Origin of the sequence: Legionella lytica (genome assembly GCF_044626755.1) — a bacterium.
Classification (GTDB): domain Bacteria; phylum Pseudomonadota; class Gammaproteobacteria; order Legionellales; family Legionellaceae; genus Legionella; species Legionella lytica_A.
Genome location: NZ_JBGORX010000001.1, coordinates 13,179 through 27,133, shown reverse-complemented (window position 1 = coordinate 27,133; position 13,955 = coordinate 13,179). Strand labels below are relative to the sequence as shown.

Sequence of the window (13,955 nt, the reverse complement as noted above, 5' to 3'; positions counted from 1 at the left end):
TTAAACAGGCTTCGTGCGCTAGAGTAGCAAACTCGAGGCCCCAGTGGCCTGATTGTTCAGGTTGAAAATCCAGCCTCTGGGGACAATCTGATAATATTAGTGTTGTGTTTTACTTTTGGATTTACCACACAACCAATCAATACTAACCTCAAGTTCATCAGCAATTTTTTTCATGGCGTAGTTATCTAAAGCAACCACACCATTTAATAATGCCTCTATTTTAAACTTAGGCAGTTCAAATAGTTTGGAGCATACTTGCACTCGCTCAGTCATCAAGGATGGAACACCTAGCTCGTCAAGTTCATGATTCAAACGTTCAGTTAGTTTTTTGTTTGACATAGTATTTCTCCTCTTGGCTTTTCATTAGTGTAAAACACTTAAGCTTAAGGGTTGATTAACTACTCAAAGTTTTTTGAAAATTATTTTTGTTGCCGTTTTACTTTAAAAAAACGTGTTTACGAACCTCCTGACGCCGCTTCTAAAATAGAGCCTGCGGAGACGTTAGCAGGTCGAACTCCACTGGAAACTAATCATTTCCACAAATAATTGCAGGCTATGTCTTTTCTAAGAACCGTGCTAGTGTATAAAAAAAGCGAGTTCCTGTTATTTAAGTTTAAATTAATGGCTGGTGAATTATGAAGCAATTATTGGAAAAAAATAATCCTGTTTTAAGACAAATTGCTGAGCCTATTCTAAAAGCCGAATTTGGAAGTGCTTGGTTAAAGGAATTGGTTCAAGACATGTTTCTCATCATGAAAGAGCAATGTGCTGTCGGTGTCGCCGCTCCACAAATAGGTCTCAGTAAACGGGTTATTGTTTTCAGTACTGCCTATACAAAACGCCAAAATCTGGAATACCCCATACCGAATACAGCCTTGATTAATCCCTCTTTAAATATTTTGTCAGAGGAAATTCAAATCGGTTATGAAGGTTGTCTCAATTGCGGTGAACTCATGGGGCAAGTACCCAGAGCTATGGAAATAGAATATTTTGGGTTAGATCTCAATGGAAACTTCATTTGCAAAAAAGCTCATGGCTTGGAGGCAAGAATTCTGCAACATGAAATTGATCACCTTAATGGTTATTTGTTTTTAGACCGTATTCAAGATAAGGAAACATTAACAACGAAATCAGAATTGCAGGGTAAGATTTAGCTAAGCCATAGCAATAAATTTCCATGTGCCATTTGCTGAGCCCTGCAGCAGCCCAGCCCTAGGAACAACTCGCCTAGCTACTTAAAGCTGGCCTGCAGCGCTCATCGACCTTTGTTTCTGGACTCAATGCCTCCATTAAACCCATTGCCATTTGCGCCATCTCTTCCAGCTGTGGCGATGTAATTTCCTCAAATACATGCTCCTCAGCCTCAGCTCTTGGCTTACTTGATTGGGCTTGTTGCTCTTTTATAGCTTCGCCCTCTTTATCGAAATGATGGCCAATCAAATTGGCATAACTTTTTGTTTCCAACAAAATATCCCTTTGTGATCTAGTCAAACACTTCCATTCGGGCATAGCGAAAAGGTCTACTTTTTTCACTAGTTTTAAATTTTCACCAATAATATTAATAAGCATTTTAATCGCACTATGAAGGGAGAGATCTTCCTCAAATGGCATTACTATTCTAAATTTATATAAAGCTCCCATAATCTTAAGGCTCGCTCGAATATCTTCAACTATTTGCTCTGAGTTTTGCTGATAAGCCCTAATATCTTCATTTCGAATCTCCGCAAAAGGCAGGCCTTGCGCATATTTCAAGGATGGGAAAACCAATGAAACGCCCTTTTCAATAGCCGCGACTAAAGGTGTATAAAAGGTTTTGTGTAACGCTATGGCATAAGGAACAAGCAAATCATTGTATTCTTCAATAAAATAGCCATGACGAATCATATTGCGAATGGTATAAGCTGTTTCCGCATCAATAGGTAGATTACGAACGAAATATCTACGTTGAAAAATTCCCAGCACATGGTGGAAACGCATTAAATTATATAAAAGTCCCAGCTGCACTTGTTTTTGCGCCACATCTGTTGCCTCTTGGGCACATAAAACATGCATACACTCTAAAGACCTCCGCGCATTATGCAGATAAATCATATCAGGACGTGCCGGAAATAATTCCGCAAAACTAAAGGTCGGATCAGAAGGACGGCGCTGCCTGAAAAAACCTGTGCTCACCTCAACCTTATCTCGCAGAGTACTACTGGGAAGTGGACTAGTCGACGCCGACGTTGTTGCAACCAAGCTCCTTGGAGATATTCGGGTTATAGTCTCTTCATTGGGCCTAGCTCGCGCCGAATTATGTCCCTCACTCCAAAAGCGTTGATTATTGGCATAGGCTTGTGCAAATGATGCTTGCAGCTCTGATTTCTCTTGAAGTTCCGCCTCTTTTTCTTTCTGGCTAATACGAGCAAAATGATTACTTATCTTTTTATACCATTGCTCAAATTTTAAAATAAACTGACTATCGATTGCTAATGAGTCAAATTGGCTCTGATACGCAGCAAGGCTAAACTTATTTAACTCCTCATGAGCTTCTATGGCATTCTTTAACAAGACAATTTGCTCTTGACGTTCTTTAAGAACAGTGTGTTTTCTATTTAATTCTTCATCGTTAAAAGTATCGTATTTTATTAGGCGGGCAATTTCTTTAAGGCCTTCATCAATGTCCCTTAGTAAAGTCGATGCCTCTATATTTTCTTCTTCAGCTACCGTGTGCACAGTATCTACTATGCGTGACATTTTGCGTTTTTTTTCTACTTTTTCAGGACGAGCCTTTATTTGCCGGTCATTTTGTTTGGTGGGTTCAATATGATTTTGTTTACGCCAATAGACCGCAAAAATCATACTGGCAAAAAGCGACACAAACAAAGTTGTATAGGCAGCCTTTTCTGCCCCACTGGCGGTATCTTTCGAATACTTCGCTTTAACCAACTCAAATTGTTGTTGTAATTTTGGCAACTCAAAATCACATTTATGAACGTGCTCTCCATATTGATCTAAATAGCGGGTTGCAAATTTAATGAACGTGTCCCCAACAAAACTTTTCCCTGGGTTCTTTAGTTCCATATCCATCCAACCCGTGAAGAGAAAAATAGAATTAGCCAACGTCTGTTCATCAAGGACAAGTGCTTTATCCAACTCCCCTACTGCATACACAAAAAAACCGAAATGGGTTTGGGCTTTAGGACTTCTTAAATGTACCTGCACAGTTCGATAATACTCTAAAAAAATTTGGGGGCAATGCGCAATCGCATACTCACCTGAACGTAAAGGAAAACGCTCGCGAGCTGAAAAAAGGCGGTCGCTCCCATTCTTAATCTTACTAATATGATTATGGATTTTGCCTATTTCGATGATGCTGCAAATATCTTCCTGTAGCTCACGCGGAGCGCCCGATACAGTTAACAGGGAACTCAACCTTAAAGTGGTCTTATATTGGGCCAGGCTTCCCCAAGGTTTCGAGGTATAACTATCTATATTATGGGGAAGATCATAGACTGCATGTCGGTCATGTAAGCGCTTAAGAGCAGGCTGATAATGCTCTTCTAATTCGCTTATTGATTGGGCACTTAGTCCTCTATACATGGACTGTATGGAACTTTTAACATATAACAAGGGATAAAAATTGCTAAACGTCGGCTTACGTTGATGCGCCTCCAACTCGAACAAAGCACCGGCAAACTGAAATAGATCGGTTGTAGCCACCCCACCTTCATACGCATTTCGGTAATCCGCGATAAACTGACCAAATCCTATGTGAGGTCCAACAACGCTTAGAGACCGTCTGATACTAGATAAACTTAGAACACAGTATTCCAAGTAATTCGGAGCTAAAGAATAACCATAAACTTCGTAACCTACGAGCGCACTAGAACAGATATGGTAGTTTTGAATAGGCGTCAGCTTGAGTGCAGAATCTATCAGAGATACTGCCATATTAAATTGTGGTGCAGTACCTGGCTTCAGTGTTTCATAAGTACTGTACTTCTCTTGGGGAATGTCTGAACTTGCCTTGGCTGTAGGTATGCGGCCAATAAGGCAAACCAGACTAAGAAAGATTAAATACTCTACGGCATTGCGAGGACAACGGTTCAATAAAGCAAACTGGTCCAATAAAGAAAACTGTTTCACCCGCGCAAACTCATTTAAAAGCTCAAATTCCTGCTGCACTTGCTTTCGTTCATGCATCAGCTTACGGCTTTGAGCCTCTGAATGCTTATGTCTATAGTAATGTGAATTTTTTTGTGGCTGGGGCGTATTAATCTTATGGTAATAAGGATTCTGTGATATCCGAGGCATGTAAATCCTTTATTAAATGGTATAAATCAAATAAAGCCCGATATTTTATCTAAAAGATCTTATTTTGTCCAACCGCAACAAACAAAATCAACCTCATTTGGGCCATGAATGTGTTTGTGCGAGGCAAATTTATAACATAAGTTAATTCAATAGAGAAAGCGTTGACAACCCCCTGCACTCCTGTTTCATGCATCATTAATAATAATTTATGGGGCGAACGTGGATAATAGCTCCGGAGGTAACTCCCGGAAACCTCCGCTACAAAACAAACATCCCTATTTCATTTGAGTTTTCGTAATGCGCTTTTAAAGGTCAACGAGAGGGACTTAAAAAATTATAAAAATCTTTTTTGCGCTCACAGCCCAATTTGTTTTTAATAATTTCGATGTAATATTCTACAGTTCTAACAGACAAACTCATGAGCTTTGCAATTTCTTTGGTTGTTTTACCCTGGATGGTGAAATCAAAAATCGCTTTTTGCTGAGTGGAAAGCTGAGAAAACAGAGTCGCATTTTTTGGCGGTTCCAATAAATTAAAATGATGTGCCGTCATTAATAACAAAGACTGGAGTAAGGGCTGGTCATCCCAAGAGGATAGGTTTCCAAGATCCTCTGGAAAAAAAGAAATACCAATTACGCCAATAGTTTTTCCTGAACCTGAATAATAAGGAGCTTTATAACTTAAAGCCCTTTGAGCAGAAGAAAATCCTGGGCTATGAGGTGCTAGCTCCATATGCTCCACAAAAATTTGAGGCTTGCCTTTCCATAAAACCAATTTATCATTGTCATGCCATTTACGTGCATCATAGTCATTAAGTGCAATAGCAGTGTCTTCTAAACCAATAATCTCCGTTGGGCTTGAAAAATTCGTCCGAACAGCCATCATATCATTCGACTCCAAAATAATGTGCTTGGCGTCTTTAATGTAACAATGGCCTGGCTTATGATAAAAATCGTCGACAGTAATTAAATTCCGCGCCATTTTTTTGTTCCAAACAAACAAACTGATTCCTCATTATTATAACACATAAAAGAACAAATTATATACAAATTGCCTTTGATCACGGGGTAATATGAAAATGCCTCTCACTTTTTATAAAAACTCCAACAAGCTATAGCACATCGAATATAATATAGGTTTTTCTCATACCTTCGAAGTCAAAATAAGCCTTCTTATATCGTATCTTTTTACGGTGTTTAAATAATCCAAACCACATAAAGTTAAATCAAAACAACCCATTACAAAACATTGATCAGCGCAGATAGGAGATCTAATGAGTTACCAGACTTTTTTATGCTGGGAATAATAGAGATTTAAAAAAAGTTATCTCTTATTTAGACGAAGGAGATGCAATTGATAGACAAAACTGTGATGAATCCAGGAGAGTTGCCAATAGCTGTACCGCATTATTTTTAGCTGCACAAAATAATCATGAAACATCGTCCATACCATAATTGCACACGGAGCTCATGGGGACTTTCATCGTTTAACTGATGGTGAATCCTAGTTATTACCTGCCATGACAACACTATGCTGCTGCCTTTACGATGATTACAGCTTTATTGATAGCTCTTGGGATCAGTATTATCTTGCACTACATCATCAGACAATTGCTATCCACTATGCCAATAACTGATTATAAACCAATTGAGGATAACCTCGTTCAAAAACAAAGTCTGGACGTAGCCTAGGAAAACCATAATGTGGCTTTCCTAGAACGATACACTTAATTGTATTTTGAATTAATGGATAAATTCTCCAACTTCCTTTTAAAAACTGACTAAAAAGAACTGATGAATTGCGAGAAAGTAAGATGAAATGCTCAGTCCGACTTATCTAGGCTTGTTCGTAGAACGGTTCTCTGGCTCATCTTTATCTAATCCAGCTACTTCCGTTTTAGAATCTAATGGTCCTAGATTATGAAGTTGTGCATCAAACTCCTCTACTGTATCAATAGGGCTGCCTAGTTGCGTATTATTATACAAACGGTGGGCCTTTGCCGAGGTATCAACAGCTGCATTGGGATTATCTATGCCATTAGATTGAGGTTGTGGTGGTTGTTTGGCCATAACATTTCTCTCGATGATGCAATCTTACTATCATTATAGTCTATTATTGCGGTTATTTGACTTAGATTACCCTCGATGTCCATTTCCTGTTCATAGAAACTTTTCCTTTAGTGTTATAAATGCTGATGCAGCAAGAGCGTTGTAGTTCATATTACCTAACTTATTGTTCTCTTTTAATTTTCTGTAAAAACTCGCGCGCAAAACTCATTGCTTTTTGGCCGCGTCTATCCGTAAAATCCCTGATAGCAATAATTATGTTTTCAGGTACACTTTTTCACTGAATAATTAATTTTTAAATAATAAGAAACGGAGTACTATTTATGAGCTTTAAAACAATTTTTTATTCCACAATTATCGCATCCTCTCTTTTATCTCAATCGATTAATGCCCAAGAAAATACCACTGTATTTAAAAATCAAAGGGGTTCAACTTTAGAGCTTAACCTATTGGAAAATAATAAAATTGAGGGCTACTTTACTACCGCAGTAGCATCTAAAACTTGCCCACAAGTAATTAACCAGAAAAGACCTCTCATAGGCTATGTATCAGGAAATGCATTAACGTTTAGTATTGTTTATCCCATGTGTAATTCCGTATTAAGTTTTACGGGTAACATGAGCAAAGATAAAAAGACCATAGACACACTTTCTATACTGAATAAACAAGCCGAGGACATCATTCATGAGGGACCCGGAGCGCGCTTTATTGGTCATGATATATTCGAAAAAACAGCATAATTAAATAACTCCTATCGAACCTCAAACCCTTGTCCTGGCGAACGAAGTGAAGCAACTCAGGAGCTTGAAGCACGGAACCCTGGGTTGCTTCACTTGGTTCGCAAGCTGTATCCGTTTTAAGAGACGAATATCTAAGTGTTTTACCATTAAGTTCTATTCTATTCGGTGAAATCGAGGAACTGTTTTTCCATTATGAGTCACATGCTCAAAAAACATTTGCATAGGGCGAACCCACAGCTGGTTTTTACCAAACTCATCACAATGATAAAGTGCCTTATACACTACCATGTCTTCCTCGGTTTCACTGTGACGCGCTTGTCCAATAACCTCATATAGTTTTTCGTTTTTATAATGTCTGTATTTTCCGCATATATTAGAATCAGCTAACATTTACCCTGCTCTCACGTAATAACCTAGAAGTCAGATAGTGTAACTACAAACGCAATAAAAAACATTCCATTCCAACGCCATCTACAGCTACGCCTCAAAACTTAATATGATTCGTTTTGGCTGATGTAAATCATAATCAACCCCCATAAGTTTTTCTGTATAACGAATTAGCATATGAAACAAGACCTAATAATCCAAAAGCTAAAGAAGCAGGTAATTGAATGGATTCAAAGAAACATTCCTTTTATGGCTACTGGAAATTGACTCATTTTTTTTTTACTAAAGGAGTATATTTACAAATATATTCAAAAGGAAGAGGACAATCTGTAGGATGCAAATGAACATATAATTTATTAGCTTGGCTGCTTAAAAGCTTAGTTAAATCTGTTAGTTGCTCAGCATCGTACTCTACATCCTGAATAAAATCTCTGTGTGCTGACTTAAAATTTAAAGTTTTTATTGCCTTAAGCGCGCGGTTTTTTGCTTCTAATTCATTAGGTGCAGCAATAATGACATTTTCATGTATTTCTGCAAAAACCCCAGGAAGATATCCTCCAAGGTTTACAAAAAAAAGTCTATTTTTATACGCAGGTGCATGCCCTGTAACCGTAGTGATTAGCTCGATATCGTGTTCTTTTAAAGGAGCTAATAGTTCTTGTCTTAATTCATCTTTTTGATTAAACACGTGTAATAGATGGACAATTTTCTGGCCAACTTTTTCTTCTAATGCTTCAAATGACTTTAAAACCTCGCCTTTTTCAACATACAGCCACCCCAACTGCTGTTCTTTTTGCATATAAACATATGCTTTATCCAAAGTACTTATAGTTTTTTTCAGCAGCTCATCAGAAACCTGCCTCATAAAATAATTAGCACACGCGGATTGGGGTTTGCTGTCTAATGTAATATTATTACCATCTGCACTTAGTAATGGACCAATACAATCAATGTGCACTGTATTTTTAATCCCTTTCCATGTTTTTTCCACTAGAGGATAAATATCTTCTGCCTTAGTACCGAAACCAAAAACAACATCATGAGCTTCGATTTTTTTACCCGGTTCGGTCCCGCCAATGTAGGCGTACCATAGTTTAATTTCAGTAGACTGGTGGTCGTGAGATTTCGTATAAGGCATATTTACCTCCAAGAGTTTGCATTAACATAGGGAATTTTGAACTACAATTTCCGTGTGATTTACACGTGTTATAAATTTAAATTACCGTGTTTTATACGGTAATCTTGCCCGTTACGGCTCAAGCTCAAATCAATTAAACATACTTTGACAAATAAAAAATTAAACTATAGCATGGCTTTGCTTTTTTAGATGGCGCGGGGTGTCGGGAAACCGACTGAGAATTACCCGTCGAACTTGATCTGAGTCATATCAGCGTAAGGACGCCTTCAATAAATCTGTGTTCCTCTATTTATGGAGCAGGGATCCCTTTTGCCATCTCCGGAATTATTTACCTTTATATAGGAGTTATGGCTATGTCTTCTCATTTATCAACGAGAACCACTTTATTATTAAATTGGTACGCGAATCCTTACCACACGCCAATTTATGTAGCACAGCAACTCGGTTTTTATTCAGAGGAGCAGATTAAACTTGCCATTTTGGAGCCCACGGATCCAAGCGATGTTACAGAGCTTGTGGGTTTAGGAACTGTAGATTTTGGCGTAAAAGCCATGATTCATACCGTTGCCGCAAAAGCGAAAGGCTATCCCGTGAAATCTATTGGTACCTTGCTTGATGAACCACCAACAGGATTGATTGCCCTTAAATCAAGTGGCATTAATTCATTTCACGATCTTGTTGGCAAGCGTGTTGGTTACATTGGCGAATTCGGGAAGAAAATTATTGATGACCTGGCACAACTTGCCGGTATTGATCCTGACAGTTATCAAACCATCCGCATCGGTATGAATGTAACGGATGCAATTTGTCGCGATATTATTGATACGGGCATTGGATTTATTAATTTTCAACGTATCGAATTAGAACAAAGAAAAGGTGAAACCGTATTTTTACGTCTGGATCAGTTAGCAGGACTGGGATGTTGTTGCTTTTGTTCAATTCAATTTATTATTCCGGAACAAACTTTGCAACAGCCCGAATTAGTTCAAGGGTTTCTGAGAGCAACCCAAAGAGGTGCTGCATTCACCACCGAGCGACCGGAAGAAGCTTTTGAGTTATTGTGCCAGGCAAAGCCACAATTACGTACCCCAATGTATCAAAAAATATTTACTCATACCCTCCCCTTTTTTTCACGTACATTACACAATGTAGAAAGAGACTGGGATAAAGTAGGACGTTATACGCAACATTTGAATATCATTGACCAAAGTTTTGCTCTATCACAATGCTATACCAATGAATTTCTGCCTGAGGCCCCTTACTCTGATTTACAACCAATTGCTTGTTGCCTCGAGGTATAGCAAGCAGTAGATATAGAATCCCAAAACCCATTAAAGAGTCTTGCTCGTCGCAACTTGCTAATGGGTAACCTCTTTTATTTCCGCTCACATGCTCCTGGCCCGACTATTTTTTGCCATAAAATAGAAAACAATAGGCATATGCGTTATATTTTACTCACAAAGGACACCAAAAAACCACCATAGAGGCATAAAATATGGCTCCTCAAAATACACAACCTCAACTACTACTTGGTAATTTGCGGCAAGGTTTAACCCACTTAAGGAATATCCCCACCGAACAACTCTATCGCCTGTATGTGGATGGATGCAAATTGAAAGATGAGGCTGGTCCAATGAGATATGACCGGCGCTATGAACATGAGAATGGCCCCATTCACAATGAAAATGAAATACTGAAAGCCTTACAAGGTTTACTTGCTCCCATTCAACAGGGTATCAGCCAAGAGCAGCAACCCTTGCAGATTCCTAATGAATTACTGCAAAAGATTCATTTTCGTATCATGCATAAAAATGATGAATTTTACGATGCAATGACTGCAGGTTGCATGGATGGTTCCGCGGGATTTGGCATAAGTTCCAATAATATTTCTAGAGAAGGCTTAAAACAATTGTTACAACGCAGCGCTGATCCACAAGAAACCGCTTATCGTCATATTTTATCTCCAGAATCCGCGCAGCTAGTCTTTAGCGATAAAGAAGACTGTATTGGACAATCTTATACAGAACAAGAAATCGATTTCTTTCATAGAAAACTTCATTCTAAGGGTGGCTTTTTTGAAACTAGTGGGGACACAGAGGATAATAACTACGCACAGATAATGGAAGGATATACTCAAAACTTTATTAAGCAATTTGAAGCAGTTAATAATGCAGGAGATGTAGATGAAGTGATTCGTACCATAGTAGATTACATTCAACGCTGCGAACAACTTCATCCTTTTCCAGATGGAAACAGCCGTACTTTTGTTAATACCATGCTGTGTTACTGTCTCATGCAAGCTGGACTCCCTCCAGTCATTTTAGAAAGACCTTCGGTACTCGATGGGCATTCGCTAGATGAGATAACGGCTATTGTTAAAGAGGGATGCCTTAATACCTTAAGATTAATTAATGGCGAAGATGGATTTCATGGTTTTAACCATGCACAGATGATGGAACAGCAAAAAAATAATACCCATTTAAAAAATATCATTATGCAAAGCTATGATATCAAAGCGAGTTTGGACGAAATGTTAGAGCCTCTATTCGGTGAAAATACCCAGTCTATAAGTGAAGAACGCATTTTAGAAATAGAACCATACAAACGTGATGCATTAACCAAAGAAGTTCAATCATTATCAAAAGTATTATCACATGCTTCAGCGCTTGCGCTATCTACCGAAGCGAAAAATGCATTGGCTGAAAAGATAAAGGAAGAAACAACCGCCCTAGAGAGCAGCAGTGTAACTAACTTATTCGCTAAAAAAACGTCTTTGTATTTTGCTCTTGAAGCCAGGATTAAAAAAAGTGTCGCACAGGTTCAGCAAGAATTACAAAGCGCCTCCCCCAAAATAAAAAACAAATTACAAAGCTGTTTACATTCATTAGAACATCTCAGCGCATCCATCGCAGATCGGGTATTTCTAGGAAAACACCACCATACAGAAGAAAAATATTTCACGTACCTCACAAAACTTTTAGAGAACCTGAATTTAGAGCTAAAGAAAATTGAGGCAGAGCCTGAGTGCCAAAAAATTCAAGCACAAATAAACGAACTAACAGACACCTATCTTAATACGCTAAATCCCAGCCATAAAAATTATAATTTAGTGAACGAATTAAAAGAAACATTAGAGAGTAAAACTTATCTGTCTTTTGATTGCATTGATAACTTTTATCAAAAGTTAAATGAGGAAGATAATCTGCAATCTATTAAAAGTGACAACACCCGCTCTTCGGCTCAATTTTTTTTAGGGATTGCGCTAGTTGCGGCCACAATGGTCACAGGTGTTTTACCAGGAGTTCTCCTTATGTGGGCAACAAAAAAATGGCCTAGTGACTTATTTAATACTCATGCAGCTACATTTGTAAAAGATGTTGGTAAAGAATTGAAGCTATTTAGCGCTCACCGACCGAAGAAATTGGCAGAAGAGCCCCTGGCAGAAGAAGATAACAAATTATCTCCTGAAGGTTGATACAAAGTTTTTTAACTGAGCGACTAAGCATGCTGCCCTGCCCAGAGCTTTCACAGCAGAGAGCAGAGCTCTTATTAGTTCAACTTTAAGGATGATTTTGTTTTATGTAAAACTAAGCGATCACATTTTAACTAATTTGCGTCCAGATTGAATTTCCCGGGGTATAAATCTTCTCGTGTTTCCCGAGCTTTGTTTAACTTAGTAAGTGTAGCCAAGTCATAATAACGCTCATTGAGTATGGCTGGGGTGGCGCGCAGCATTTGTGGCATGATACGATGGGACAAAACCTTTGCTTCCCAAAAGGCCATCACATGTATCGTTCTCCACTTGCACGCCCATTTTTACTGATTATCACAACTATCCTGATTAGCACCTCTATTCCTGTCTTTGCCTCCCTCCAAACCGGCATAGAGAAAAAACTCGCTGCACTAGAGGCAACTATGAAGGGACAGGTAGGTGTATTTGCCATGAACACAGCAAATAATCAGCACCTTCAATACCGAGCTAATGAGCGTTTTCCAGTACAAAGCACCTTTAAGGTGATGGCTATTTCCGCCATCTTAAAACAAAGCATGAACAATAAACATTTGCTTCAACAAAAAATAACATACAGCAAAAACGATTTGGTTTATTGGTCCCCCATCACCGAAAAACATCTTGCTGAGGGCATGACAATCGCTGAATTATGCGCTGCCGCCATGAGCTACAGTGACAATACAGCAACCAATTTAATCGTAAAAAAGCTAGGCGGCCCTAAAGCGGTCACCGCATTTGCTCGCTCTATTAACGATAAAACCTTTCGCATAGATAACTGGGAGCCTGAGCTAAATTCCAATCCAAGTAAGATACAAGATACATCAACACCAAAAGCCATGGAAAAGAGCCTACAAAAACTGACTCTGGGGAATGTTTTAGCCTCACCTCAGCGGGAGCAATTAGTAACCTGGATGAAAGGCAATACTACTGGAGATAAGCGCATTCGGGCGGGTGTTCTTAAAGGATGGACCGTTGCGGATAAAACAGGCTCTGGTAGTTACGGAATAGCCAATGACATTGGAATCATTTGGCCACCCAATTGTGCCCCGCTCGTTGTCGCAATATATTCTATGCACAATAAGAAAGATGCCCGCATCGATGAACGTATTATCGCCTTAGCTACGCGCCATGTGATAGGTGAATTCGCCAAAACAGACCAATGTGTAAAAAGAAATTTGATTAATTTTACAGAAAAAAACAACCCCACATAGTTAGTATGGCCTACCCAATAATTAGCGCTCAAGGAAGCTTCCACGGTGTATCTCACGAATGAGTCTTTTGAGCATGGAGACGCTTTATTGACGGTAAAGCCCTGAACGCTTAAGCGTAATATCAGACTGTAGCTTATTGGAATAAGATAATCTCTCCCCCTACTATATGAATGCGCAAGACGTCTCTTAGCGGAATTTCATCCAAAGCTGGGTATCACTCAGGATTGATCGGCTGGGTTACCACATCAGGCATCAAAAAACTAATAGCCGAAGAAGGTTCAGCATCATGGGTATTTAATTCTTCCGCCGCATCGCATAAAAACAGCGTAAACGGGAGAGAAAGGGCGAGGGGTGTAACTACAAGATGTATGTTTGATCTTTTGCCAATTGTCGTTAAAAAGTTATCAAATGTATCGCATGGATCTCGAGTTCATTAATTTTCTTAAAATTTTAAGTTGGATCAGGTCATCATCTAATGAAACTACTTAAGTATTTTGAGCACCGGATCCACGGAATGAACTATTAAATTACATTTTATTCTTTAATTTTACTTGTAAAAAAGAATTTTTAAGGCAGTATATGCCCGGGGTCAGTCATTTATTGATC

At 38.8% G+C, this 13,955-nt stretch carries 11 protein-coding genes, 1 pseudogene and 1 riboswitch; of the genes and pseudogenes, 5 read left to right on the top strand and 7 right to left on the bottom strand.

What is annotated here, in order from left to right:
- Positions 1–96: 96 nt before the first annotated feature.
- On the bottom strand, positions 97–339 hold the full coding sequence (locus ACD661_RS00125; RefSeq protein WP_400185409.1) for a hypothetical protein: 243 nt from the start codon (positions 337–339) through the stop codon (positions 97–99).
- A 296-nt stretch (positions 340–635) separates the two neighbouring features.
- Here ACD661_RS00125 and def point away from each other — a divergent pair, with 296 nt between their 5' ends.
- Complete coding sequence (def, locus tag ACD661_RS00120) at positions 636–1,154, top strand: peptide deformylase (RefSeq protein WP_400185408.1); 519 nt, start codon at positions 636–638, stop codon at positions 1,152–1,154.
- Positions 1,155–1,227: 73 nt separating this feature from the next.
- Here the strand turns inward: def and ACD661_RS00115 are convergent, their stop codons facing one another.
- The 3 genes from ACD661_RS00115 to ACD661_RS00105 all read right to left on the bottom strand — a co-directional run bounded on the left by ACD661_RS00115 (position 1,228) and on the right by ACD661_RS00105 (position 6,365).
- A complete protein-coding gene (locus ACD661_RS00115; RefSeq protein ID WP_400185406.1) occupies positions 1,228–4,296 on the bottom strand; it encodes a hypothetical protein in 3,069 nt (1,022 codons plus the stop codon).
- 312 nt (positions 4,297–4,608) lie between these two features.
- A complete protein-coding gene (locus tag ACD661_RS00110) occupies positions 4,609–5,277 on the bottom strand; it encodes a helix-turn-helix transcriptional regulator (RefSeq protein WP_400185405.1) in 669 nt (222 codons plus the stop codon).
- Between the two features lie 851 nt (positions 5,278–6,128).
- On the bottom strand, positions 6,129–6,365 hold the full coding sequence (locus ACD661_RS00105; RefSeq protein WP_400185404.1) for a hypothetical protein: 237 nt from the start codon (positions 6,363–6,365) through the stop codon (positions 6,129–6,131).
- Between the two features lie 320 nt (positions 6,366–6,685).
- On the opposite strand from ACD661_RS00105, the gene ACD661_RS00100 reads away from it, so the two are divergent.
- Complete coding sequence (locus tag ACD661_RS00100) at positions 6,686–7,102, top strand: avidin/streptavidin family protein (RefSeq protein WP_400185402.1); 417 nt, start codon at positions 6,686–6,688, stop codon at positions 7,100–7,102.
- A 153-nt stretch (positions 7,103–7,255) separates the two neighbouring features.
- Here ACD661_RS00100 and ACD661_RS00095 read toward each other — a convergent pair whose 3' ends face one another.
- Positions 7,256–7,492 carry a DUF1653 domain-containing protein gene (locus ACD661_RS00095; RefSeq protein ID WP_400185401.1) on the bottom strand — a complete coding sequence of 79 codons (237 nt, stop codon included), beginning with the start codon at positions 7,490–7,492 and terminating at the stop codon, positions 7,256–7,258.
- A gap of 265 nt (positions 7,493–7,757) precedes the next feature.
- Positions 7,758–8,627, bottom strand: coding sequence for a DUF1543 domain-containing protein (locus tag ACD661_RS00090; protein ID WP_400185399.1), 870 nt, complete (start codon positions 8,625–8,627; stop codon positions 7,758–7,760).
- Between the two features lie 185 nt (positions 8,628–8,812).
- Positions 8,813–8,905, top strand: a riboswitch (TPP riboswitch).
- 69 nt (positions 8,906–8,974) lie between these two features.
- Here ACD661_RS00090 and ACD661_RS00085 point away from each other — a divergent pair.
- Positions 8,975–9,928, top strand: a complete 954-nt coding sequence (locus ACD661_RS00085) for an ABC transporter substrate-binding protein (protein WP_400185397.1) — start codon at positions 8,975–8,977, stop codon at positions 9,926–9,928.
- Positions 9,929–10,122: 194 nt separating this feature from the next.
- On the top strand, positions 10,123–12,102 hold the full coding sequence (locus tag ACD661_RS00080; protein WP_400185396.1) for a hypothetical protein: 1,980 nt from the start codon (positions 10,123–10,125) through the stop codon (positions 12,100–12,102).
- Positions 12,103–12,233: 131 nt separating this feature from the next.
- Here ACD661_RS00080 and ACD661_RS00075 read toward each other — a convergent pair whose 3' ends face one another.
- Positions 12,234–12,413, bottom strand: a complete 180-nt coding sequence (locus ACD661_RS00075; RefSeq protein ID WP_400185395.1) for a hypothetical protein — start codon at positions 12,411–12,413, stop codon at positions 12,234–12,236.
- Between ACD661_RS00075 and bla the strand changes: the two are divergent.
- Positions 12,414–13,271, top strand: a pseudogene (bla, locus tag ACD661_RS00070) (class A beta-lactamase); the annotation flags it as partial.
- Between the last annotated feature and the right edge of the window lie 684 nt (positions 13,272–13,955).